We start from the raw sequence: 23605 nt of genomic DNA on the forward strand, positions 1-23605 counted from the left end.
AAGAAAAATCCTTAATCTTGTGGGATTTCTGACAGGGCCCAAAGAAACCGGTCCATATGCTTCTTGAGGTTTACATCGACACGCAAATACCTATCGCCCAGCCCAATGATATCGTTGCCATCTTTGACGATTACGCCGCGCTGCAGTAGTTCGTTGAATACACGCGTTGCGCCCAACGATGGATCAAGAATCTCAGTCAGAAAGAAGTTGGAACGTGAGCCTGGCACTATACGGAATCGGTCAAGTTTCGCCATCTCACTCTCGACGTAGGAGCGATTCTCAACCACTGTCTTCACGGCGCGGGCAACATGGGCGTCATCATTAATGCCTGCCACACCACCGGCGACTTGCATCTGTCCGATGTTCCAGGTTGGTTTTATGCGGAGTAGCGGTTCGATGAGCTTCCGGTTGTTGGAGATAGCGAAGCCGACGCGCAGGCCGGCCAAGCCGAAAGCCTTAGACATTGTGCGCAGTACAATCAGGTTCGGGTATTCACGCAGCAGGTGCATACCGCCTTCAGTCTCACTGTAGTGGATATAGGCTTCGTCCAGTACAACAAGAGTGGCCTCGTCAGCAGCCTCACATACACGGCGCACAGTGGCTTCATCCACTAACCGACCGGACGGATTGTGCGGGCTGGTTAGAAAGGCGATTTTCGGTCGTTGTTTTAGCAATTCTATATATTGATCCATCTCGAATTCGAAATCCGACCCCATCGGGGCATAGATGGGGCGACGGCCTTCGCAGTTCGAGTAGATGCGGTACAACGGAAAACAGGGTTTGTGCATCAGAACCGCTTCGTCGGGCGCGGCAAAGGCACGAATCACCATGGAAATGACTTCGGTTTCTCCCGAACCACATACGACGCAATCCGGATCGAAATCGTACTTTTCCGCAATGGCGGTACGCAACGCGCGAGCCGTCCAGTCTGGATAAATGTAAAGTCGTGAGCGAGCATCTTCAACCGCCTCCACTGCAAGAGGCGAAGCGCCGTGTGGGTTCTCAGCTGAGGCTAGCTTGGCGATATCGCTGAGTGGGACACCATATTTCTTCGAAACATATTCGGCCGCTAGGCCGGGCACGTAGAGTTCGCCATCAATCAACTCTTTGTTACTGGGCTGGATCACTATACACCTCAGAGCTAGAAGGAAATGAAATTCAAATCTACTTAGTACAATATTAAAAAACAACTAGTATTAATATTTTTTTACGCGAGTCTTTTAATCAAAATCCTAGATAGGGCGAAATTAAAAACACGCCTCTTGATCGTGCAGCGCCTTTTAAAGGCTTCAGCCAAAGAGCCAGAATACCCGACGGCAGCCTCATGAATGCAGCGCTACTCATCGCCAAGGCCCACTCCCTGGCATCCTGAAAAAGCGCACCTAGGGGGCTTGGCGTAACTTAAGGCCGTGCACCTGTTCCACACAATAGAGAAGCTCTTCTGGCACGCATGCCGACCCCTTCCCAAAGCATCTAAAGTCCGCCAGGAAAGCGGAATTAGGGCAAAAAACCAACAATTTTATCGCCGATAATTAGGCCGTTGAATACTGAACGAGGAAGTAGGTTATTCCTTAGGTAAAATTTCGTTGGCTTTCAATAAACTGCCGCCTCTCGATAATTAATCAGCACTTTCCTGGAATTTCCGAGCAGTACAATGATGCAAAAATAAAGTATTGACCTGCTGTGTCGCTAACGTGCAGTATGCTCAGTAGTCACAAATGTGGCATTGGAATAGTATTTCTCGAAAATTTTTGCCAGACGAAATGACATATATGATTAACGGACAATAAACTCCTAACAATCACAAAAAGGGAAAAATCATGTTCATATATCTAAGAAGGTTTGCCGCTACCTTGCTGTGCACCACGGCAATGCTTTCAACGACGTATGCTGCCGATATTACGTTGAGCTTTGCTCACGAGGCCCCCGAAACCGCCATCAAAGGCCAGAGCGCCAACAAGTTCGCCGAGTTGGTGAATAAGTACACCAATGGCACCGTTACTGTGCAGGTTTTTCCGAGCGGTCAGTTGATACCAACGAAGGATGAGATTCGAGCAGTGGCACGAGGCCAGGTTGATATCATCGCGCCCTACACTAGCTACTTCTCTAGCATTGACTCAGCTTGGGATGCTCTCTACCAACCGCTACTGTTCGAGACTCCTGGGCAGGCCATCAATATCTTCGCCGGTAAAATCGGGGACGAATTACTAGGGAGGCTGTCATCCAGGGGAATGACAGGTCTGGGTATCTGGCATGATGGTCCGGTCTATCTGCTCAGTGATGGCGAACCTATCAAGACCCCGGCCGAGCTGAAGGGCCGCAAGGTACGTGTAGCTCCGTCTCGCCCTTTGGAGGCCGCACTCGCAGCCGCAGGAGCCTCTTCGGTATCGATTCCCGCCACTGAGGTTTACCTCGCCTTGCAACAAGGCGTTGCCGACTCAGTCATTACTACGCCTACTTATGCCGGCCCAGCAAAATGGGATGAGGTGCTGGCATCCGGTAGTAAAATAATTCTCGGCACTGGCGGCTATGCCTTCGTCGCAAATACCAAAACCCTAGACAAGCTGAGCGAGGAGCAGAGAGCCGGCTTCATGCGTGCTGCCGAGGAAACCACTCAGTGGAACCGCGAGCGAGCCCTGGAAAACATCGCGCACTGGGAAGAGACTCTAGCCAACAAAGGCCTTACTTGGTACGAACCCTCAGAGGAAGTACTAAAAAAGTGGGAGCCCATTGCAGAGGCTGCGGAGAAAGCTCAGAGCAGCGAAGCCAAAAAACTTATTAAGCAAATACGTAACAGCAAGGATAGCCAGTAGTGAGTAATTTTTGGCGCGGTCTGCTGAGGTGGATTGGCTGGGCCGAAGAACAATTGGGCGGCCTGCTATTGCTGGCCGCAGTCATCCTTGTCTTCGCCCAGATCATCATCCGCGCTTTCGGCGGTAGCCTTAGCGGCCTTTACGAGCTGGCCACGTTTCTCGTGGTCTGGTCTATCTTTTTAACAGCTGGAATCGGTATCCAGCGAAATGTTCACGTTCGTGTCGACATTTTCCTATTGGTTTGTCCACCAAGGCAAGCTTATATCCTGCAAATAATCAGTAATATTTCCGTTTCATTCATGGCTGGCATGTTGTGTTACTCAGGCTACATGCTCGTGAAGGAAAGCCTGCTTTTCGGGGACCACACGATAGGAACCATCAGCATTCCCATGTGGGTTCCGCAATTAATCATGCCGATAGGTGGCTCGCTGATGTTGATTCATTCCATGTCCTGCTTAATTGAGATAATTCGTCAAGGACCGCGGAAGGTCACGATAGATTATGAGCAGGAGGCCAGCGCAATGTAATTCTGAGCCTACTGAATCGTACACGAATGATAATTCGAGCAGAATATATGTCTTTTGCCAGACACTGCCAACGGACCGATGAGCTTTACATTATAAAATATAAAAATTGGCTTTGAAGAGGGGGTCTGACACCTCATGTTTCCTACATTCAGTGTACTTAGTATTGGCTTAATCATAGGCACACCTGTGGCTTTCGTATTGGCACTAACAGGCCTTGCCTATATGATTTCGGAAGGTTCGTTCCCTAGCACCTTTGCGTCCTATTTTTTCGGCGCTCTAAACTCTAACACTTTAATTTCAATACCTTTCTTTATTCTTTCGGCCGAAATCCTTAATCGTAGCGGTGCAACGGCCAAGTTAATCCAAATGGTCGACGCCTGGATAGGACACTATCGTGGTGGCTTGCCTGTGGTGTCAGTGATGGCGACCCTATTTTTTTCGATGATTTGCGGCTCTTCTACTGCAACTGCAGCAGCGGTAGGCTCGGTATTAATACCCGAAATGCTGAAGCGTGGGTATAACCGCAATTTATCGGTCGGGCTCATTGCTACAGCTGGCGGGCTCGGAATAATCTTGCCCCCATCAATCCCATTGATCATCTATGGCATGGTGACTGACACCTCTATCGGAGGCCTCTTTAAGGCCGCTATTATTCCTGGCCTGACGTTATCTGGCGTTCTAATATTGTTTGCCTTTGTAATGGGTGTACGTTCGGGCGCCAAACCTGCACCACGTCAATCCTTCCGCATACGGATGCAGTGCACCAAGGAGGCAGGCGGCGTTCTTATATTGCCGGTCATTGTTCTTGGCGGCATCTACTCCGGGTATTTTACACCCACCGAAGCCGCAGCAGTTGCTTGCATCTATGCCCTATTCCTAGCTTTATTTATCTATAAGGTCCCACTTAAAAAGTTACCGGCCATGCTTACTGTGTCGGCGTCCACCGCTGGTATGATCATGCTGATCCTCGCCGGAGCAAGCCTTTTTAGCTATGCATTAACAGCGGAACGTCTTCCTCACACTATCTTTCAATCAATATCAGCTCTGAATTTTGAAGGCTGGCAACTGCTCACAGTGTTAATGCTATTCTTCTTGGTGCTCGGCATGTTTTTGGAAGTAATCTCGGTTATTCTAATCGTCATGCCAATATTGGTACCGATTCTCATAGCTGTGGACATCAACCTGATGCATTTCGCTATCCTACTAATACTAAACATGGAATTGGCTGTAGTTACCCCACCCATAGGGCTCAACTTATTCGTTATCAGCGCTATCAGCAAAGTTCCTGTAATGCAGGTTTTCAAAGGCGCCCTGCCTTTTGCACTATGCATACTACTGGTATTACTGGCGTTAATGTATATTCCAGGCTCTACATTATTCACTATAGGTTGGTAGCCTAGGAGCATTGATGGATTTGCAGAACCATAAACAGACAGAGAAAAAGAAAGACTCTTTTGCTGCGCGGGCGGTTGGTGTTCCTAGCTCAATATCGATGGCGGAATGGTCGCCAATAATTTATGCGGAATGCAGTAGAAAATATGCCGTTATCGTGTCGACAATTGAGCAGGGGATAGCAGAAGGAAAACTGTTACCCGGCATGCGGCTGCCCACACAGAGGGAAATTGCCAAATACTTCAATGTCACTATTGCTACTGTGACCAAGGCGATTAATATTGCCTCACGCAAGGAACTGGTTTCGGCCCGGGCCGGCAGTGGCACCTATATCAACAGCTCGCCGCATTCTGCCTCTCAGCCCCCTCTACAGGACGACAAGGGTTTAATCGATTTTTCCCTGAATACTCCACCAGTATCGATTACTGCAGAGCTGCTTCAGGAAAATCTGCGCGACATGGTTAAGGTCTCCACCGGAGACGGCGTCTTTGACTATGAACCGATACCTGGCAGTCTTTCGAATCGTAAAGCTGGCAGCGCTTGGCTTTCTTTGCGTGGTTTCTCAGTCGATCCCGATCAGGTGCTAGTTACCCAAGGTGCCCATGAAGGGCTTATCGTTGCTCTACTAGCTCTAACTCGTCCCGGTGATGCCATTCTCTGTGAGCAGCTCAACTACACGGGGCTTCGTCGTATCGGCCAGTTACTGGGCCTGCGACTGATAGGTATAGAATTGGACCAAGAAGGGCTCGACGCAGACTCGATTCCCGCCTTGATTGCACAGCATGCACCTAAAGCCATCGTATGCACGCCCATTATCCATAATCCCACTACAGCCACACTTTCCGCTCCACGTCGCTTGACGCTAATAAAGGCCGCGCGCGCACAGGTAGTGCCAATCATTGAAGACGACATCTACGGACTCTTCTCAGGTAATACAGTGTTACCTTTGGCTACCCTCTGGCCGGAGGGTGTGATTGTCGTCACCAGCTTATCCAAGACCATCGCACCCGGTTTGCGTGTCGGCTATGTTGCCGCCCCACGCAGTTTAATATCACGGATACGCGATGCGATGTTCATGCTTGCTTGGACTGAGCCTTCGCTGCAGGCAGCTATCGCCACACAACTGATCGTTTCCGGGAAAGCCGAACACTGTGTGCGGCTTCACCAGGATGAAGCCGCGCGGAGGATAAAAATCGCCCATCAGCTGTTTGGCTCATCCATGACCCTGCCTCAGGAAGCGCCTTCATATCACGTGTGGGTTTCTACAGGTTTGGTTCGCTCCAATGACATTGCCGCTGAGCTTTCCCGTAAAGGGATACAAGTTTCGCCAGCCTCACATTTCTTAATTGATGAACAATCTGCGCCCCCACTCGCCTTGCGGATCAGTCTCGGTCGTATTCCTCATGCAGAAGATCTCAAGAAACCGTTGAAAATGATTGCCGACTGTTTGCTGCGTGGTCATACATCTGCTCTTGGGTCGATTGTGTAAACCTTCAAACTCCCTCCTGTGGCTCCGGATCAATTGGTTATCCCCCCATTTTTAACCACCACCGCTCTTTACCGGGGGCATAATGTAGTGGTTCAATGATTCCGGACACCAACGTAGGTGGTAATATTGCCATCTTAAACGAGGTGTCTGATGACCAAAAAACGACGTTCTTTTTCGCCTGAGTTCAAGCAAGAAGCTGCTAGTTTGGTACTTGACCAAGGATACTCCTTTACACAGGCCTGCACGTCCTTGGGCATGGGTGAAAGCGCTCTGCGACGATGGGTTCAGAAACTGGCCGAAGAGCGTGAGGGGGTGACGCCAAAAGGCAAGGCACTGACTCCAGAACAGCGCCGGTGACGGGAAATGGTCGTAAAGTCGACCTGCATCTGTTTGCCAGGCGGCGTCTCAAAGCGAACCACCGGATCTGGAGTGGTCAAGCACTTTGTGACAACCCAGTTAAGCTGCTTTCCTCAGTTCAACAGCGGCCGCTTCGTAACCCATCGGGCTGATATAACCCAGCGTAGAGTGCAGGCGTCGACTGTTATAAAACATCACAACGTAATCCAGAATATCCCGCTGTGACTCGATGCGCGTCTGGTAGCTTCGCCACTGCACACGCTCCTTTTTCAAGCTCGCAAAAAAGCTTTCGGCGACCGCGTTGTCCCAGCAATCGCCTTTGCGGCTCATGCTACCAACGAAGCCGTTTGCGTACAGCAACCGCCGATAAGCGTTGCTGGCATATTGAGAGCCTCGATCCGAATGGATGATTAAACCGGGTTTCGGTTGCCGCTGCCAGATGGCCATGTTCAGGGCGTCTGTCACCAGCTTGGCGTTCATCCGTGACGCCATGCTCCAACCGACTATCCGCCGGCTGAATAAATCGATGAAGACCGCCAGATACAGCCAGCCTTCTCGGGTCCAGATGTAAGTGATGTCACCGACGTACGCCTGATCAGGCTCAGCAGCGCTAAAGTCTCGTGCCAGTACATTGTCGAACACCGGCTGTTTATGGTCGCTGTTGGTGGTTACCTTAAACTTCCTCCGGTACCGGGCTTTAACGCCTGCTTCACGCATCAGCGACCGCGCCTTTCGCCGACCCACTGGATAGCCCAGGGCGTTCAGAGCGTGCTTCATCCGCCTGGAGCCATAGCTCTTGTCGCTACTTTGAGCGACCTCCTTCACAGCCTCAATCATCGCCTCGTGCTCCGCATTCGGCAGCCGTTCGCGTTGACGTTGGCAGTAGCGATAATAGGCATTGCGACTGACACCCAAGAGCCGACTCATTACGTCGACCGGCCAGGTCTTCTTATGCTGGGTGATGAACGCGTACTTTAATGCGTTTCCTTGGCAAAGAAGACCGTCGCTTTTTTTAAGATGTCTTTCTCCATTTTCAAACGGCGATTTTCTTCTCGCAACTGACGAATTTCCAACTGTTCAGCGGTCAGTTTGCCGTTCCCTCTGAAAGCCTGCCCATCGACCGATTCATGCTCTTTTATCCAACGCCCCAGCATGTTTGGGTTGATCTCCAGACTGCGCGCCGCGTGGGCCCTTGAATATCCCTGCTCCAGTACAAGGCTGATGGCGTCCAGCTTAAATTCTTTCCTGATTACGCATAAGCTTCAGCCATCTTCAACAGCCGGTAAGGCATCGGTGGTGTCCGGGTTGCCACCGTCAGAAATCGTGGAAGCATGGCCTTGAGGTCGTAGCGCCGGTTGAAGCGGTATTCGAACTCGGCAAGATAGCGAGGGGCATGCTGCCCACGGATGGCATGGTAGGTACCGGTGATCGCGTTCTTGACGTTGCCAAGCAGGGTGTTGACCCAGTTGAACTCAGGATTCTTCACGCTGGCACGCCCACCCCCGGTGATGTGGCGGTCATGGCTGTAGATGGGAGTGTCGAAGGCCCGGAAACACCATAGGCCGTCACTGATGACCTGGCTTCCGGGCGCAATGGCCTGTTGGGCGTAGCGACGTATCTCGACAAGGCTAAAACCGCTCACACGTCGTAGCTGAACACGCTGCGGATGGCCCGCCTCATCGGTTTGTACGGCGGCCACAAACGGGAACGTGTGCTCAGCGCCGCGACCGCGCTTTCCCGGCCGTTCACCGCCCAGGTAGGCGTCATCAATCTCAATGCGCCCGGAGAGCTTCTCTCCCTGGTTGCGCTCATGCATGACCTGCATCAGCTTGTGCTTGAGTTTCCAGGCCGTGTTGTAGGCGACCCCAAGCTCCCGGGACAGTTGTAGTGCCGAGATACCACTCTTGCGCTGGGTCAGCAGATAAATGGCCAGGAACCAGAGGGTCAACGGCAGGTGTGTCGCATGAAAGATGGTGCCGGCCGTCAGCGAGGTTTGATGGTGGCAGCGGTGGCACTGGTAGTGCCCTCGGGACAGTCGACAGCCTGTGCTATTACCGTAAGCGCCAATAAATCGACCCACTTGCCCTCAGTCGATTTGCGACACTTTTTTTGAAGTCCGCTCCAGATCTACACTCCACGGCAGCAATGCTTCCAGCTTTTCCAGCGTGTCTGCTTCGGCAATGCGGTCCAGCACATATTGGATATACGCCGAGGGCTCCAGACTGTTTGCCTTAGCGGTCTCGACCAGGGAATAGCACGTTGCACTGGCACGTGCGCCCCGTGAGGTATCTGCAAATAGCCAAGCTTTTCGACCCAGAGCGAACGGGCGGATGGCGTTTTCGGCCAGCACGTTGCTGATCTGCAGATCACCTCGCTCGCAGTAGCCGACCAGAGTGGGCCACTGGTTCAACGTATAATCCATGGCCTTGCGAGTCATCGTGCCCTTGGCGACCTTGCCGGCATTGGCCTCAAGCCAGGCCTTGAATGACGCCAGTCTGGGCACACTCAGCTCCTGACGGATGCGATAACGCTCGCCTTCACTCAGCTCTTTGATCTGACGCTCGATGGCGTAGAGTTTGTTGATATGGCTTAGAGCTACATCGGCCTTGGAGACCTTTGTGGCTTTGCCTTTACCTTGAGGCTTGGACCCTTTGATAGCTTCCACGAACTTACGTCTCGCGTGGTCCCAGCAACCAATTCGAGTGATGTTGTTCTCCCGGCAGACTTTGCCATAGCCAGAGTAACCATCGGCTTGCAGAATGCCCTTAAAGTCGTCGAGCAGACGCACCGGCACTTTTCCCGCCCGTGATGGGTCGTATTCAAACAGAACCGACGGTTGCCCTGGCGGGCCACCTCGGGTGACCCACATCCACTTATCAGACTGCGCCGTTTTACCGTCTTCTTTCAGAACGTACATTCGGGATTCATCGGCTTGCAGGTAATCACTGCTGTTCTGCACTTCGCGCATCAGGTTGATCAGCGGTTTGAACACGTCATCCAGGCGGATAACCCAGTGTGCCATGCTGGTGCGGCTGATCTCATGGCCCAGGCGTTTGAGCATGTGCTCCAGACGATACAGAGGCAGGCCATCGGCGTATTTTGAGGTAATGATGTAAGCCAGCAAAGACGTGGTGGCCGTGCACTTGCCCAGTGGATGAACCGGGCGGGTGGCGGCCAGGATACGCTCTTCACCATCTTGCTCGAACACGGCTTTTTCCTGCCAGTACTCAAGAACCTTCAGTTGAGCGGGAATGAACTGCAACTCTTCCTTGACCTTGGTGAAGAAGGTCTTGCTGGCTCCCGCCTTTTCTTCGTCGCTGAGGGTCAGTTCGATGCGCTCGCGCAGCAGTGTATCCGAGAAGCCACGCTGACGACGTTTACGGGAGGCCGGCGGTGCTTTTTCCTCTGCAACATCGTCTGGCAACTGATCGCGCAGGGCATCAATCTCAACTTCCAGCTCGGCTTCGTCAAACAGATGAATCTGGTGTGCGGACTTCTCACTGCTGGCGCCGAACTGCTGAACCCGTTTCCAGCGCAGCAGTTCTTCGAGAATCTGGATGGTGTGATCACGCTGTTTGACCTCTTGATCGCGCTGTTGGATTTCAGCGCTCTTGGCGGTCAGTTCCTGCTGAAGACCTTCGACAACCGACCGTAATTCAGTGGCTGAAAGGCCGCTGATATCGGGTGTTTTTGAAGGTGCTTCAGGCTTTAATTTCATGAACAAAGTATAGCAAAAACAACGCCCTGAAGCACGAGAAAAGAGCTAATTAACGGCCTCATAATGCAGGGTTTTGTGCCCTTTTAACAAGGCAATATCGTAGCCGTCCAGCAACCAGTTGATCTGCTCCCCCGTCAGTGGCATCAGCTCATCTGAGGCCTTAGGCCACTTGAACTTCTCCTCGGCCAGCGCCTTGTAATAGAGTACAAAACCATTGTCTTCCCACATCAGGCACTTGATCTTGTTCCGATGCTTGTTGGTGAAGGCGTAGAGCGCTCCGGTAAACGGATTATGACCCAGCTCCTGTTCAACCAAGACCGCCAGGCCCTGGGCCTGCTTGCGGAAATCCACGGGCGCCCGGTACAGATAAATCTCTGGCAACGACAAGGACGGGCGCAAATATCGGTGGCGCATTACAGCTGTCTCAAAACAGCGCCGAGCAACTCGATGTTGCCGGCGTGCAAACCGGTGATGGAGACACCGCCGGGCAGTGACACGGTCAGACCATCGGCTCCGCCGATGCCAGCGCCAGGAGCAGAAACGACCCGAGCAAACCCGGTGACCGTTTGCGCCTGCTTTGGAGAGTCGTCAGTCGGGGTTAGCTTCTGGCGCCAGTAAACAAATTGATGGTAAACCAGCGACTGTTGCTTGCAGTAAGCGCTGCCGGACACGCCGGAGACTTGCCACTCAGTGATATGCTGCTGCCAGACGTGCGCTCGTTCGGTTGGGGTCATGCTGATTCCTCATGGAATGGGTGAGGAAGTCAGTGTGTGCAATCGGTGAGCCGGAATGTAGGTGCTGATTTATTGGCGCTTACCTATTACCACACTCAGGGCACACGAAGCCCTTGGGCCAGCGATGCTGAAAGAGGGCTGCTTGGCACTGTGCTTCCGTGCCGTACTGCTCAAGAAACGCCGGTAATGACAAGCCGGGCTGGAACTGGATTGGGTTGCGTGCCATGACGTCGACTCCTCTACTGGACATAACCCCAGTATAGGTCAAGCTGGCGGAATGGTGGCTGATCAACATGCGTAATCAGGAATTCTTTTGAGTACAGCTTTCTTGTGGTCATGTAGGTTCTCCAGGTTCAGGGTATTATTCCTTAACTGGGCTGGTCACATCCATTCAACCACTTCACACCAACTCCCAGCGACCATACCCCGCAGTAGATCTATCGTTGATAATCGCTATTAAATGCTGCTTTCGCCACTCTGTTGGAAAATCAGCTTGGACAACGGTACCGGTCGTGTCCCAAAGGAAATTCTCGGCGTCGATGTATTCTTGAATCTTCTCAGAATCATCAAAAAACCGGGATCTGACATTGGGGTGTTTTGCGAACGTTTTCCTCGCAACAGTGATCAATTCATTACGGGATATATTTTCAGGAGTGATGAAAACCTTCCATTTCCATCCATTCGTGGATTGATAGTCACCCCAATGTGCAATCTCCATCGCAACCGGCGGTTCTAATGCACCCGGAGCGATTGAGCTTGTCGATGAACCGCCATCATTAGCCTGAAAGTAAATCCAGAAACCAATAACGATAAAAACTAAAAACACTACAGGGTAAGGAACGTAATTAGCCTTTGCTGCGTCACGCGTTATCCGCTTCTTCTGTTCTTTGGATAAAGGATCAACTTCTGAGCCACAGTGTTTACACTTTATCGCCTCGACCTTTATTTCTTCCGCGCAGTACGGGCACTTCCGACTAACCTCACCCATTGGACTGTCCTTTCCCAGCTAACTATCTCTGAAGACTACATGGCGTTACGGGTCCTTATCACCGAGTTTGGCCACCGGGGGGGAGCGCGGTATTCGGTTGTTTTCAAAATTTCTATAACACCACAATTTGAGTTTTATCACCGGTGGGATGTAAGCGCCCTTAAATCGACCCACTTGTCCTCAGCCGATCTGCGGCACTTTTTTTGAAGTTCGCTCCAGGTCGACGTTCCACGGCAGAAGTGCCTCCAGCTTTTCCAGCGTGTCAGCATCAGCAACGCGCTTCAGAACATGCTGGATATAAACCGAGGGTTCCAGGTTGTTCGCTTTCGCGGTCTCGACCAGGGAGTAACACGTTGCACTGGCACGGGCGCCCTGCGAGGTATCTGCAAAAAGCCATGCTTTTCGGCCCAGAGCGAACGGACGGATGGCGTTTTCGGCCAGCACGTTGCTGATCTGCAGGTCGCCCCGTTCGCAGTAACCCACCAGGGTGGGCCATTGGTTCAACGTATAATCCATCGCGGTGCGTGTCAGAGTGCCCTTTGCGACCTTGCCCGCGTTGGTCTCCAGCCAAGTCTTCAGTGTTTTTAATGCGGGCACACTCAGTTCCTGACGAATGCGGTAACGCTCGCTTACACTCAATTCTTTGATCTTGCGTTCGATGGCGTAGAGTTTGTTGATGTGGCTAAGGGCCACATCGGCTTTGGAGACTTTCGTGGGTTTGCCTTTGCCTTGAGGCTTGGCCGCCTTGGTGGCCTTGGTGGCCTCCACGAACTTACGCCGGGCGTGATCCCAGCAACCGATTCGGGTGATGTCGTTATCTCGACACACCTGCCGTAACCCGAATAGCCATCGGCTTGCAGAATGCCTTTAAAGTCGTCAAGCAGACGTACCGGCACTTTGCCCGCCCGTGAAGGGTCGTATTCAAACAGAACCGACGGTTGCCCTGGCGGGCCACCGCGGGTGACCCACATCCACTTATCAGACTGCGCCGTTTTGCCGTCTTCTTTCAGAACGTACATTCGGGATTCATCGGCTTGCAGGTAGTCACTGCTGTTTTGCACTTCGCGCATCAGATTGATGAGCGGTTTGAACACGTCATCCAGGCGGATAACCCAGTGTGCCATGCTGGTGCGGCTGATCTCATGACCCAAGCGCTTAAGCATGTGCTCTAAACGATACAGTGGCAGGCCATCGGCGTATTTTGAGGTAATGACGTAAGCCAGCAGTGACGTGGTGGCCGTGCATTTGCCCAGTGGATGAACCGGGCGGGTGGCTGCCAGGATGCGCTCTTCACCATCCTGCTCGAACACGGCTTTTTCTGCCAGTATTCCAGAACTTTGAGTTGAGCCGGGATGAACTGCAGCTCTTCTTTGACCTTGGTGAAGAAGGTTTTGCTGGCGCCGACCTTGTCTTCGTCGCTGAGCGTCAGTTCGATGCGCTCACGCAGCAGCTTATCCGAGAAGCCACGTTGACGACGTTTACGGGACGCAGGTGGTGCCTCATCTTCTTTGACATCGTCTGGCAACTGATCGCGCAGGGCATCAATCTCAACTTCCAGCTCAGCTTCGTCAAACAGATGAATCTGGTGTGCGGACTTCTCGCTGCTGGCGCCGAACTGCTGAATCCGTTTCCAGCGCAACAGTTCTTCAAGAACCAGAATATAATGATCGCGTTGTTGAACGGCCGCCTTCTTGGCCGCCAATTCTTGCTGAAGGCCTTCAACCACCGACAGCAATTCAGCGGCCGTTAGGCCGCTGATATCGGGTGCTTTTGAAGGGGTTCAGGCTTTAATTTCATGGGCAAATTATAGCAAAAACAACGTTTTGAAGCACGTAAAAAGACTTAAATAACGGCCTCATAATGCAGAGTTTTATGACCTTTCAGCAGGGCAATATCGTAGCCGTCCAGCAACCAGTTAATCTGTTCACCGGTCAGTGCCATTAACTCATCTGAGGCTTTCGGCCACTTGAATTTCTCCTCGGCCAGGGCCTTGTAATAGAGGACAAAGCCGTTGTCTTCCCACATTAAACACTTGATCTTATTCCGCTGCCGATTGGTGAAGGCGTAAAGCGCACCGGTGAACGGATTATGGCCCAACTCCTGCTCAACCAGCACCGCCAGGCCGTTGGCCTGTTTGCGGAAATCCACCGGTGCCCGATATAGATAAATCTCTGGCAACGACAAGGACGGGCGCAAATACCGGCGGCGCATCACAGCTGCCTCAGCACCGCGCCCAGCAACTCGATATTGCCAGCGTGCAAACCGGTGATGGAAACACCGCCGGGCAAGGATACGGTCAGGCCATCAGCGTCGCCAGCATCAACACCGATGCGGGGAGCTGAAGAAATAACCCGCGTGAATCCGGTGGCTGCCGGCGCCTGCTTCGGATAACCTTTACCAGACGTTAGCTTCTGGCGCCAATAAACGAATTGATGATAAATCAGCGACTGTTGCTTGCAGAAAGCATTGCCAGACAAGTCGGTCACTTCCCAATCGTTAATCTGCTGCTGCCAGAAGTGCACTTTTTCGGTTGAGGTCATACTGAATCCTCGTGGAATGAATGAGGCGTTCAGTGTGTGCAATTGACGAGCTGGGGTGTAGGTGCTGATTTATGGGCGCTTACGGAACAACAATGCCTGGAGTGGTTCGCCGAAGATGGCTGGGAAATTGTCCACGGGCCGGATCTGGCACCGGATGGCCCGTTAACAGAGCCAGTCGACTATCGACAGGTATTGTTACTGGCTGATCTTGAAGCCGCCATCCGCCGCATTGTCAGCGCCGGTTTAAAACTGACCCACCCTTGGCGTTTAAGTGTTGGTTACAAGGCGAGGTGGCGAGGTCTCCAGAGGACTTTGTCGTTTTTGGACGGAAAATCCCTAGAACCCCAATATGCGCCTTCATGTCGAATCATAAAAAGTTGGTAACAGAACGCCGCTCTAGCCCGCATCCTTCCGCACTGAAAAAAACAGCGACAAAGAATAAAGTTGGTAACTTTCGGGCTGCAAATCACGTTCACCGAATGAATCAAGGTTAGGCCGTAATCGGCTAAGCAATTGATAAACCTTGTGACCTTATGATTTAAGGTTTGCTGCAAAGCCGGAAGTTACCAACTCTATTATGTTTGTTACCGACTTTATTAAGAGCCCACACTTCATGCCGAAGTACCATTCGTTGCCTTTCCTGGTCTGGTGCATCTCTGGATCTCGCGCCTTCGCTTTATTCTTGGTGGAGGGCTGTGCCGCAATAATAGTGGCATCAACGATCATACCTTCGCGCATTAGCATGCCGCGGTCGGCCAGATGACCGTTGACCTGTTCGAAGATCACTTGAGTCAACGCCTACTTTTCCAGCAGGTGGCGAAACTCCAGCAGGGTCGTGGCGTCCGGGACCGATTCCACACTTAAGCCGATGCCAACAAAGTCACGCAGGGCCTGACTGTCATAGATGGCATCTTCCAGAGCCTCGTCTGCCAGGGCATACCACTGCTGGACAAAATGCATCCGCAGTATGCGCTTCAGGAGAATTGGCGGGCGTCCGCGTTTGCCGCGGGAATCGGGATAATAATAGGGTGAGAGCGCCTTCAGCCGCCGCGACCAGGGCACCACCTGTTCCATCTCGCCTAGAAACCGCTCACGGCGGGTCGTCTTTTTCTTGGCAGCAAACTCTGCCTGGGCGAAACTCGTTTGCTTTATGATCATTCCTAGTCAATGCGGCTATTGGAGGTTTAATTTTTTACCAAAGCATGAACTCAAGCTGAATTAATCAGTGTTTCCTTAGTGCCATTTCAGGGCTGACAGCGCAATTCTCTCCCAGTAGCTCATTCACAGAATGGCGAGAGACCCCCAAGATTTGGCTAGTCCCGTAACAGTCCGGCATGAAGACCTCTCTCAGTATTTAACTTGGATGGGCCGGCTTGCGTTGCATACCATCGCCGTTAGGCAACAACCGTGGTGATACCGAGTAAAATAAACGCACGACGCTCTCTGCACGATCTGATAGCAGTTCTGCACAGCGTAAAAGAGCTTCGTCCAGTGCCAACGGCCCATCGGCCAAAGCTAATGCAGCGGTAACGCCTTCGTTATATGACAACTGCCATCCCTCACCGAGGCTACCCGCTAACACAACTACTGGAACACCCATTTCCTGTGCGCAGCGGGCAATGCCAATTGGGGTTTTCCCTGCCATGCTCTGACCGTCTAGCCTTCCCTCGCCGGTAATGACCAAATCGGCACGCTCAAGTCGTTGTCGAAACCCTAACTGTGCCATCACCAGTTCTATACCTGGACGCAGCTCCGCTCTCAGAAATGTATGTGCCGCGAACCCCATTCCTCCAGCCGCCCCTGAGCCGGGTAATTCACGAAAGTCTTCTCCGAGAGTCTCAGCCACCTTGTCGGCGAAATGTGCGATCGCAGCATCCAATATGATTACATCTTCTTCGCTAGCGCCTTTTTGAGGGCCGAATACAACACTGGCGCCGTGCTCACCGACCAGCGGATTATCTACATCCACTGCGGTCTCAACGATCACCTCAGACAGGCGCGAATCAAGCCCATCAAGCTCCACTTGAGCAAGATTGATCAGAGCCGCCCCACCGGGCGGCAGAGGTCGTTCTTGGTCATCAAGCAATCTTGCCCCTAAAGCCTGCAGCATACCTGCACCCGCGTCGTTGGTCGCACTACCCCCAGCATGAGTATTATGCGCTTGGCACCTGCGTCAAGGGCGGCGATAATCAGTTCACCTACCCCATGGGTGGAGCTATGCAGTGCCGTGCGCTCCAGAGGCGCCAGGTGCTGCAGACCACACGCTTCAGCCAGTTCGATATAAGCTGTGCAATTAATGGGATGCCAGCCCCACACTGCCTGACGAAGTTGCCCCAAAGGTCCCTGGACCATCTGGTATCGCCGCTCTGCTCCCGTAGCGACAATCAAAGCATCCAAAGTACCTTCCCCACCATCGCCCATCGGGCAAGCATCACACTCTGCAGATGGTAAAGCTCTATGAGTACCGTCAGCGATCGCGCCGACGGCCTCGCTAGCCGAGAGAGCATCCTTATAGCTATCTGGCGCTAGGATAATGTACATCGCTCGCCTCCTCTAGGTTCTCCTCAGGATTGCGTGCCGAGCGCCGGGTGCTGTTTCGCAGCATCGGCGTTACCGGGAGCATGATGTGCTCCGTATTAATATCGATCTGATTGATCTGCGCCATCAGTAGCTCAGTGGCCTTAAAGGCCATCAATTCCACCGGCTGTTTCAGGGTCGTCAGGGAATGACTCGGCCAAGCCGCCATCGGTATATCGTCGAAACCGATGACCGAGACGTCATCAGGCACTTCAATGCCCAATTCATGCCGCAAGGTATCAATAGCAGCAAATGCCATCAGGTCGTTAGCACAGAAAAGCGCATCCGGTGGTGTTGGATTAGCAAACAGGCGCCTCGTTGCATGGCAGGCATCTGCGTAACGGTAGTTACCTACCTCCATCGCATGGCAATCCACTCCCACGGCGGCAAGCCCCTCTAGAAAGCCGGCTTGCCGTTGGAGGTCGGTGGAAGAGCCTGGCAATCCTCCCAGATAGGCAATACGACGATGGCCAAGGGAGGAAAGGTAGTGACCTGCCCAATAACCTCCACTGTGGTTGTCACTGCCGACCTGGCTAATACCATCAAAATTGACCGTACGATTGATGACAACGAAGGGAATACCAAAATCCACTACCTCCTCGGCCTGGGCGCTGTCCATGGTTATAGCCAGCATCAGCACACCCTCGACTTGGCTTCTAATTATGTCGTCGATTACCGTGGCGAAACCGCTATATGACGGAGCAAAGAAAAGCAGAAGATGGTACCCCTGTTGCTGAAAATAGCGTGACGCCTTTTCCAAAATGACACTATAGAACGGATTTTCGAGACTGTAAGTCACCACAGCAATGGTACGACTCGATCTGGTGATCAGCGAGCGCGCAATGGAGTTGGGGCGATATCCTAGTTCCCGGGCTGCCGCCATCACCTTTTTACGCGTTTTCTCCGCCACCTTGGCATCAGGCGAAAAGCTGCGACTCACTGCTGACTGGGACACGCCGGCTAACTTCGCCACATCGCGGGAGGTTACGGATTTTCTTTTCATGCATCACGCTCTCAAAGGGCCGTCTAAATCATATACAGCCCGATTCAACAGAACCAAAGGCGGTGAATTACCGTCCTCACTCTCACAGCTTTTCAAGAGATCAATACTGGTCGATCTTTTCACGTAAACCTTGCTGTTATCTAATGCTCCTTGCACTTCACCATCGGTTAGCTCTCTGACAACCTTAGCGGGCACGCCCACAATTAAGGAGCGCGGAGGGAATCGTTTGCCCGAGGTGACCAAAGCACCGGCAACTATGATGCAATGCTCACAAATTTCGAGCCATTAAGTAGCGTAGCGTTCATGCCCACTGGTACGCCGTCGCCGATTTTACATCCATGTAACATGGCCAGGTGCCCTACCGTCATCTGGCGGCCGATGTCGACCGGGTAATCAGGATCGGTATGTACCACACAGCCATCTTGCAGATTGCTGCCCTACCCGACTGTGATAGGTTCATTATCCCCTCGTAGCACTGCGCCAGGCCAGACAGAGACTTCGTGGGCATGGTGAATACGCCGGATCAGCGTAGCTTCTTCCATCATCATGGCGCCTGGCGCTATTTCGGGAACGTTACCTTCGAGTCGATACACTGGCATTAAGTAATCTCCCTAAAAGCCGACTTGGTCGCCACCTTTAAGTTGAAGTATCTCGCGTGCTTCGTCGGGCGTTGCTACTTCAAAGGAAAGGCCTTCGAGAATTTCGCGTACTTTGGTTACTTGTGCTGCGTTGCTTTCGGCTAACTTGCCTGGAGAAAGCCATAGCGAGTCTTCAAGACCGACGCGAACATGACCGCCGATGGCTGCCGCCTGAGCAGCGATGCGCATCTGGCTGCTTCCGGCACCCAGAACTGACCACTCGTAGCTATCTCCGAATAAGCGGTTGGCGGTTCGGCGCATATGCATAACATCCTCAGGGTGGGGGCCGATACCGCCCAGGATGCCGAAACACACTCTGCACGAAGACTTTTCCACTAATAATGCCGCGATCCATCAAATTGCGTAAATTGTAAAGATGGCCAATATCGTAGCATTCACATTCAAAGCGGGTGCCGTTCTCTTCACCAAGTGTCATGGCCTTCTCGATGTCAGCGAAAGTGTTCTTGAACACCAGGTCGCGACTATTCTCAAGGTGGGCACGCTCCCATTCGTGCTTAAAATTCTCATATCGGTTAAGCATGGGAAACAGCCCAAAGTTCATCGACCCCATGTTCATAGAGGCAAGCTCAGGCTTAAACTCCATGGCCGGCCGCATACGTTCCTCAACTGTCATATGCGGCCTGCCGCCAGTGGTAAGGTTGATGACCGCGTCGGTAGCTTTCTTGATACGCGGCAGAAACCGCTCGAAGACAGATGGATCTTGTGTGGGCTTGCCATTATCGGGATCGCGGGCATGGAGGTGAAGTATGGAAGCGCCTGCCTCGGCAGCAGCGATGCCTGCCTCGGCAATTTCTTCAGGTGTCACCGGTAAGTGTGGCGACATGGAAGGCGTATGGATGGCACCGGTTACGGCACAGGTGATAATAACTTTACGTTTGTTAGCCATTAGAAATTTCTCCTAGTTAAGTCGAAAAGTTATTTGGTATCGATATTGCGCTGATGGGCCATCAGCGCCATTAGGCGTCGGTCGCGCCAGGCTTGCCGCTCAGCTAGACCTTCGGAAGGTAGCTGAGCCCGGCGTTCCTGGCCCAAGGCAGCCAGGGTTGCGGTATCCCAGGGATCATCATCGCTGCGCTGACGGTCAACATCGCGGTAAAGTGGTCCATAGCGATGGCCGTAATCGACGACTCCATTAGGAGCATTAAGGTCGATGGTTTCGAACGGCCCCATAAACGACCAACGCAGGCCAAGCCCGTGTTTGACTGTCTTATCCAGATCCTCAGCGGAAACATAGCCATCGCGAAACAGGCGTAGCGCTTCGTTCAACAATGCGCCTTGCAAACGGTTGAGAATGAAGCCTTGGACTTCCTTACGAACCAGTATCGGGATTTGCTGAGCTTGTTCCATCAGTTGCATGGTGCGGTTCACCGCTCCTTCCGAAGTGGCAGGTGATGGAACTATTTCGACTAATGGAATCAAGTAAGGTGGATTGACAGGATGTGCTACTAAGCAGCGCTCAGGGTGTTTCAGGTCGTCGGTGAACCGGGACGCGGCGATGCCGGAGGTAGAACTTGCCAGCACGGTATCTGTGGCCACCACCGACTCAAGGTCTGTATAGATACATCGTTTGGCATCAACGTCTTCTGGCCCACATTCCTGAACGTACTCAACACCCTTCATGGCATGTGCCAGATCGCTTTCTGTCTGGATGAGAGATAGCGGAGCCTCAACATCTTCAACCAGGCCAGCCTGTAGTAGGTCTTGAAGAGATTGACGAATGCCGTCTCGGACTTGGTTGAGAGCGCTAGCATCAACATCATAGAGACATACAGACATCCCGCTTCGAGCAAAAACAATGGCCCAAGCCCGGCCAATCAAGCCTGCACCGATAATTCCTATACGTGCTGTCATGGGGCTACTCCTATATCAGTTACAAAGATTCAACATTGGCGCAGACACTCAGCGCCTGACCTGAAATATTGGTACCACCAGGTGCTGACAGGAACAGGGCCATAGAGGCAATGTCGGAGGGTTCAACCATGCGTCGCATGGATATCTTAGAAAGATTTTCCTGCTCCATTTCGGCATAGCTAATCCCGCGCTTGGCCGCGCGGTCTTCAATGACCTTCTCAATACGCGGTCCACGAACAATGCCAGGTAGAATTGCGTTGACTCTCACTCCTTCCGGGCCGAGCTCGATAGCCAAGCTCTTGGTCAGTCCGACGACAGCCCATTTGCTGGCGGCATAAGGAGTGCGGTAGGCAAAGCCCAGGCGACCTGCGACCGAAGCCAGGTTGATCAGCAGCCCCTGACTTTCCTTCAGTAACGGTGTCGCGCGGCGAGCAACCCGATACTGACCATTGAGATTGATGTCGATGGTGCGGGTCCAAGCGTCATTATCGATCTCTTCGATCCCCGCAGTGGGCCCGGCGATGCCGGCATTATTAACTACGACGTCAAGCCCACCCAGAGAGGCGACATCTTGGAACAGCCGGTCGACGTCCTCTTCTTGGCTGACATCAGCCACAGTGTGTGAGATGCCCTCCGGCAGCGAGGCCAAGGCTTGGGTGTCGATATCACAGACGTGAACTCGTGCGCCCGCCTCCTGGAAGGCCTTAGCAATTGCTAAACCGATACCATTGGCACCAGCGGTAATCAGTACTCTGAGGCCATGGCGTGGCGTTAAACTTTCTACGACGGTCATAAAGTTTCTCTCCTTGGAGGGGTTTACAGCGAAGGCAGCCAAGTAGACAGGAAAGGCAGCAGGCTGATGATCAGAAGATTGATGAGCACGATTCCTACGAAGGGCAGGACGGCCCAGGTGAGGCGAGCGATACTAATATTAGCAATCTGGGATGCCACGAAGAGGTTGAGCCCGACCGGTGGGGTGAACATGCCCATGGCCAGGTTGACCACCATTATGATCCCGAAGTGGACAGGGTCGAATCCGAAGCTGATCGCAATGGGCAACAGGATAGGCACGAAGATCAGGATCGCCGCTGCTGCCTCAATAAACATCCCTGCAAACAACAGCAGGAGATTGGCCAGGATAATGAACAGTAATGGGCTGTCGATGGCCGATATTGCGAATTGAGACACTATGTCAGGCACCCTTAGCCGCTGAAGAATACGCCCATAGAGCCCTGCAGCGCCGATGATGCTTAGCACAATAGCGCTGGTAACAGCCGATTGCTTGGGATATCAACCAGGCTGTTCAGCTTATTTCCCTATAGATGACAAACCCAATTAGGAAAGAGTAAGCCACCGCGATGACTGCGGCTTCAGTCGGCGTGAAGATGCCTCCGTAGATGCCGCCCAAGATGATGACGGGCATGAGGATTGCTAGGATAGCCTTGCGCCCCGCTCTCAGGACGTCCATCCAAGAACTCTTTTCGATACTCCCAGCCAAACCATTGGCCTTGGCGAAGAAGTAGGCAAAGATCAGCAGAGTCAGAGTGACTAGAATGCCTGGCAGAATGCCTGCGATGAACATGTCCCCCACGGACACATTAGCGGCAATAGCGTAGAGAATCAGTGGGATGCTGGGCGGGATAATGACGCCAAGGGCGCCGGAAGCAGCTTGGTTGGCGGCGGTATAACCTCCTGGGTAGCCCTTGGCCAGCATGGCCGGGATCATGATTGCGCCGATGGCTGCGGTAGTGGCTGCGCCTGATCCTGAGATGGCCGCGAAGAACAGCGAGGTGACGATGGCCACCATCGCCAAGCCGCCTGTCATGCTACCGACCAGGGTGTTGGAGAAGTCGACCAGACGCCGGGATATTCCACCGCTTTGCATCAAGGAACCCGCGAGGATGAAGAAGGGTATCGCCATCAACGGGAAGGAATTCACCGACGCGATGAGCTGTTGGGGGACGATCAACAAGGGTGATAAATCCCCATGCCAAATAGTTATGGCAGAGGCCAGTCCGAGCGAGAGGGCAATGGGTACTCCGATGATGAACAGCGAAATCAGCAGCAGGAACAAGAGCAGTGCCATGGTCAGTTCACCTCCTGCTTGGGCTGGTTGGGTATGTTGAGTGCCTCATCGATCAACAGTCCCAGGCTGTTGATCATGATAACCACGCCTCCTGCGGGAATGGCCATATAAGGCCACATCATGGAAACTCGAGTGCTGGGAGCGGTCTGGCTAGCGACACGATCCATAAGGTCGTACCCGTACTTGATCATGATGAAGGCGAAGAGGGCGGAACACAGGATGATGGCAATCCTCAGCATACGAGCCAGTTTTTTTCCGGCGTGTTCCAGTAATATGTCCACGGAGATTAGGGTGCCCTTGCGATAGGCATAACCGGCGCCGAGGAAAGTCAACCAGAGCATGGAGAAGCGGGCTATTTCATCAGAGAAGTACAGCGGGCTGCCCACGACGAAACGGGCAAATACCTGCCAGAAGATGAGCATCGTCATCAGAAGCAACAACCCTGCCAATATCCAGCCGATCAGACGGTTGAACTCATCGATGGCTCTGTGGATCGCCAATAAATAAGTATTCATGGCTGCCTCATGCGTTAAAAAGTTGCCCACAGGAAACAGTTCCTGCGGGCATCGTTGGCTCAGTACTCGAAATTGATGGCAGCGTTGACCAGATCTTCACCTATGGTGGGAGCCCAGTCTTCTAGAACGGGTTTGACCGCTTCGCGGAAAGGGGCGAGGTCGGGATGGGTCACGGTCATGCCCAATTCCTCTAGTTGAACGAGGTAACGCTGTTCCAGCTCTTGACTGGCTTCACGCTGAACCGGTAGGGCGATCTGGGCCGCTTCCATGATGATCGCCTGATCTTCTTCGCTGAAGGAATTGAACAGGTCCAGGCCCATCATCAGTGGCGCTGGCGAATAGACGTGTTGGGTCAT

The 23605-nt window shown here is 52.8% G+C and carries 23 protein-coding genes and 6 pseudogenes; 6 read left to right on the top strand and 23 right to left on the bottom strand.

Going from position 1 to position 23605, the window contains the following annotated elements; translation table 11 throughout:
• Positions 1-11 precede the first annotated feature (11 nt).
• Positions 12-1127, bottom strand: a complete 1116-nt coding sequence (gene hisC, locus MIH19_RS18335; protein ID WP_249006227.1) for a histidinol-phosphate transaminase — start codon at positions 1125-1127, stop codon at positions 12-14.
• Between the two features lie 693 nt (positions 1128-1820).
• On the opposite strand from hisC, the gene dctP reads away from it, so the two are divergent.
• The 5 genes and pseudogenes from dctP to MIH19_RS18360 form a co-directional block, all read left to right on the top strand.
• A complete protein-coding gene (gene dctP / locus MIH19_RS18340; protein ID WP_249006228.1) occupies positions 1821-2813 on the top strand; it encodes a TRAP transporter substrate-binding protein DctP in 993 nt (330 codons plus the stop codon).
• A complete protein-coding gene (locus MIH19_RS18345) occupies positions 2813-3340 on the top strand; it encodes a TRAP transporter small permease (RefSeq protein WP_249006229.1) in 528 nt (175 codons plus the stop codon). Before dctP ends, MIH19_RS18345 begins: the two co-directional genes overlap by 1 nt.
• Positions 3341-3526: 186 nt before the next feature.
• Positions 3527-4735, top strand: coding sequence for a TRAP transporter large permease (locus MIH19_RS18350; RefSeq protein ID WP_249006230.1), 1209 nt, complete (start codon positions 3527-3529; stop codon positions 4733-4735).
• Positions 4736-4748: 13 nt separating this feature from the next.
• On the top strand, positions 4749-6221 hold the full coding sequence (locus MIH19_RS18355; RefSeq protein WP_249006231.1) for a PLP-dependent aminotransferase family protein: 1473 nt from the start codon (positions 4749-4751) through the stop codon (positions 6219-6221).
• A gap of 150 nt (positions 6222-6371) precedes the next feature.
• Positions 6372-6575, top strand: a pseudogene (locus MIH19_RS18360) (transposase); the annotation flags it as partial.
• A gap of 102 nt (positions 6576-6677) precedes the next feature.
• On the opposite strand, the gene MIH19_RS18365 reads toward MIH19_RS18360, so the two are convergent.
• The 10 genes and pseudogenes from MIH19_RS18365 to MIH19_RS18415 form a co-directional block, all read right to left on the bottom strand.
• Positions 6678-7828, bottom strand: a protein-coding gene (locus MIH19_RS18365; RefSeq protein ID WP_249009051.1) for an IS3 family transposase whose coding sequence is annotated in 2 segments (ribosomal slippage) — positions 6678-7585 and positions 7585-7828 — 1152 coding nt in all. Because the reading frame shifts where the segments join, the coding sequence is not laid out codon by codon here.
• Positions 7828-8634, bottom strand: a pseudogene (locus MIH19_RS18370) (IS1595 family transposase); the annotation flags it as partial. The pseudogene MIH19_RS18370 and the gene MIH19_RS18365, both read right to left, overlap by 1 nt.
• A gap of 30 nt (positions 8635-8664) precedes the next feature.
• Positions 8665-10296: an IS66 family transposase gene (locus MIH19_RS18375; protein WP_249006232.1), complete on the bottom strand. Its 1632-nt coding sequence runs from the start codon at positions 10294-10296 to the stop codon at positions 8665-8667.
• A gap of 45 nt (positions 10297-10341) precedes the next feature.
• A complete protein-coding gene (gene tnpB, locus MIH19_RS18380; RefSeq protein WP_249006233.1) occupies positions 10342-10710 on the bottom strand; it encodes an IS66 family insertion sequence element accessory protein TnpB in 369 nt (122 codons plus the stop codon).
• The gene (locus MIH19_RS18385; protein ID WP_249006234.1) at positions 10710-11030 is read right to left on the bottom strand and encodes an IS66 family insertion sequence element accessory protein TnpB; all 321 of its coding nucleotides are present in this window, start codon (positions 11028-11030) and stop codon (positions 10710-10712) included. Before MIH19_RS18385 ends, tnpB (MIH19_RS18380) begins: the two co-directional genes overlap by 1 nt.
• An 85-nt stretch (positions 11031-11115) precedes the next feature.
• A pseudogene (locus MIH19_RS18390) lies at positions 11116-11256 on the bottom strand (transposase); the annotation flags it as partial.
• 174 nt (positions 11257-11430) lie between these two features.
• Positions 11431-12018, bottom strand: coding sequence for a zinc ribbon domain-containing protein (locus tag MIH19_RS18395; RefSeq protein WP_249006235.1), 588 nt, complete (start codon positions 12016-12018; stop codon positions 11431-11433).
• A 180-nt stretch (positions 12019-12198) separates the two neighbouring features.
• Positions 12199-13777: pseudogene (locus tag MIH19_RS18400) on the bottom strand (IS66 family transposase).
• Between the two features lie 83 nt (positions 13778-13860).
• Positions 13861-14229, bottom strand: a complete 369-nt coding sequence (gene tnpB, locus MIH19_RS18410) for an IS66 family insertion sequence element accessory protein TnpB (RefSeq protein ID WP_249006237.1) — start codon at positions 14227-14229, stop codon at positions 13861-13863.
• Positions 14229-14558 (bottom strand): IS66 family insertion sequence element accessory protein TnpB, encoded by a 330-nt coding sequence (locus tag MIH19_RS18415; protein ID WP_249006238.1) that lies wholly within the window; start codon positions 14556-14558, stop codon positions 14229-14231. The genes tnpB (MIH19_RS18410) and MIH19_RS18415 overlap by 1 nt, the downstream gene beginning before the upstream one ends.
• 36 nt (positions 14559-14594) lie before the next feature.
• On the opposite strand from MIH19_RS18415, the gene MIH19_RS18420 reads away from it, so the two are divergent.
• Positions 14595-14942 (top strand): hypothetical protein, encoded by a 348-nt coding sequence (locus MIH19_RS18420; protein ID WP_249018571.1) that lies wholly within the window; start codon positions 14595-14597, stop codon positions 14940-14942.
• A 147-nt stretch (positions 14943-15089) separates the two neighbouring features.
• Here MIH19_RS18420 and MIH19_RS18425 read toward each other — a convergent pair whose 3' ends face one another.
• The 12 genes and pseudogenes from MIH19_RS18425 to MIH19_RS18475 all read right to left on the bottom strand — a co-directional run bounded on the left by MIH19_RS18425 (position 15090) and on the right by MIH19_RS18475 (position 23605).
• Entirely contained in the window at positions 15090-15353 is a 264-nt protein-coding gene (locus MIH19_RS18425) for a hypothetical protein (protein WP_249006240.1), read from the bottom strand.
• A 3-nt stretch (positions 15354-15356) separates the two neighbouring features.
• Complete coding sequence (locus tag MIH19_RS18430; protein WP_249006241.1) at positions 15357-15716, bottom strand: transposase; 360 nt, start codon at positions 15714-15716, stop codon at positions 15357-15359.
• A gap of 196 nt (positions 15717-15912) precedes the next feature.
• Positions 15913-17099: pseudogene (locus MIH19_RS18435) on the bottom strand (glycerate kinase).
• A complete protein-coding gene (locus tag MIH19_RS18440; protein WP_249018572.1) occupies positions 17074-18138 on the bottom strand; it encodes a LacI family DNA-binding transcriptional regulator in 1065 nt (354 codons plus the stop codon). Before MIH19_RS18440 ends, MIH19_RS18435 begins: the two are co-directional and overlap by 26 nt.
• 437 nt (positions 18139-18575) lie before the next feature.
• Positions 18576-18737: a hypothetical protein gene (locus MIH19_RS18445; protein ID WP_249006244.1), complete on the bottom strand. Its 162-nt coding sequence runs from the start codon at positions 18735-18737 to the stop codon at positions 18576-18578.
• Positions 18738-18749: 12 nt separating this feature from the next.
• Positions 18750-19683 (bottom strand): annotated as a pseudogene (locus MIH19_RS18450) (3-keto-5-aminohexanoate cleavage protein).
• A gap of 29 nt (positions 19684-19712) precedes the next feature.
• The gene (locus MIH19_RS18455; RefSeq protein WP_249006246.1) at positions 19713-20648 is read right to left on the bottom strand and encodes a 3-hydroxyacyl-CoA dehydrogenase; all 936 of its coding nucleotides are present in this window, start codon (positions 20646-20648) and stop codon (positions 19713-19715) included.
• 19 nt (positions 20649-20667) lie between these two features.
• Entirely contained in the window at positions 20668-21441 is a 774-nt protein-coding gene (locus MIH19_RS18460) for an SDR family oxidoreductase (RefSeq protein WP_249006247.1), read from the bottom strand.
• A gap of 23 nt (positions 21442-21464) precedes the next feature.
• Positions 21465-21905 (bottom strand): TRAP transporter large permease subunit, encoded by a 441-nt coding sequence (locus tag MIH19_RS22490; protein WP_283164068.1) that lies wholly within the window; start codon positions 21903-21905, stop codon positions 21465-21467.
• A 46-nt stretch (positions 21906-21951) separates the two neighbouring features.
• Complete coding sequence (locus MIH19_RS22495) at positions 21952-22734, bottom strand: TRAP transporter large permease subunit (protein WP_283164069.1); 783 nt, start codon at positions 22732-22734, stop codon at positions 21952-21954.
• Between the two features lie 2 nt (positions 22735-22736).
• Entirely contained in the window at positions 22737-23279 is a 543-nt protein-coding gene (locus MIH19_RS18470; protein WP_249006249.1) for a TRAP transporter small permease, read from the bottom strand.
• A 29-nt stretch (positions 23280-23308) separates the two neighbouring features.
• Positions 23309-23605, bottom strand: a complete 297-nt coding sequence (locus MIH19_RS18475; protein ID WP_249006250.1) for a hypothetical protein — start codon at positions 23603-23605, stop codon at positions 23309-23311.

Source organism: Marinobacter sp. M1C (genome assembly GCF_023314135.1).
Lineage (GTDB): Bacteria > Pseudomonadota > Gammaproteobacteria > Pseudomonadales > Oleiphilaceae > Marinobacter.

Bases quoted from the DNA above. Each gene is read 5' to 3' on its own strand.
- MIH19_RS18385 (WP_249006234.1), bottom strand. From the start codon at position 11,030: ATGACCCCAACCGAACGAGCGCACGTCTGGCAGCAGCATATCACTGAG.
- MIH19_RS18445 (WP_249006244.1), bottom strand. From the start codon at position 18,737: ATGCCAGTGTATCGACTCGAAGGTAACGTTCCCGAAATAGCGCCAGGC.
- MIH19_RS18395 (WP_249006235.1), bottom strand. From the start codon at position 12,018: ATGGGTGAGGTTAGTCGGAAGTGCCCGTACTGCGCGGAAGAAATAAAG.
- MIH19_RS18375 (WP_249006232.1), bottom strand. From the start codon at position 10,296: ATGAAATTAAAGCCTGAAGCACCTTCAAAAACACCCGATATCAGCGGC.
- dctP (WP_249006228.1), top strand. From the start codon at position 1,821: ATGTTCATATATCTAAGAAGGTTTGCCGCTACCTTGCTGTGCACCACG.
- MIH19_RS18475 (WP_249006250.1), bottom strand. From the start codon at position 23,605: ATGACCCAACACGTCTATTCGCCAGCGCCACTGATGATGGGCCTGGAC.
- tnpB (WP_249006233.1), bottom strand. From the start codon at position 10,710: ATGCGCCACCGATATTTGCGCCCGTCCTTGTCGTTGCCAGAGATTTAT.
- MIH19_RS18430 (WP_249006241.1), bottom strand. From the start codon at position 15,716: ATGATCATAAAGCAAACGAGTTTCGCCCAGGCAGAGTTTGCTGCCAAG.
- MIH19_RS22495 (WP_283164069.1), bottom strand. From the start codon at position 22,734: ATGGCACTGCTCTTGTTCCTGCTGCTGATTTCGCTGTTCATCATCGGA.
- MIH19_RS18355 (WP_249006231.1), top strand. From the start codon at position 4,749: ATGGATTTGCAGAACCATAAACAGACAGAGAAAAAGAAAGACTCTTTT.
- MIH19_RS18460 (WP_249006247.1), bottom strand. From the start codon at position 21,441: ATGACCGTCGTAGAAAGTTTAACGCCACGCCATGGCCTCAGAGTACTG.
- tnpB (WP_249006237.1), bottom strand. From the start codon at position 14,229: ATGCGCCGCCGGTATTTGCGCCCGTCCTTGTCGTTGCCAGAGATTTAT.
- MIH19_RS18455 (WP_249006246.1), bottom strand. From the start codon at position 20,648: ATGACAGCACGTATAGGAATTATCGGTGCAGGCTTGATTGGCCGGGCT.
- MIH19_RS18415 (WP_249006238.1), bottom strand. From the start codon at position 14,558: ATGACCTCAACCGAAAAAGTGCACTTCTGGCAGCAGCAGATTAACGAT.
- MIH19_RS18440 (WP_249018572.1), bottom strand. From the start codon at position 18,138: ATGAAAAGAAAATCCGTAACCTCCCGCGATGTGGCGAAGTTAGCCGGC.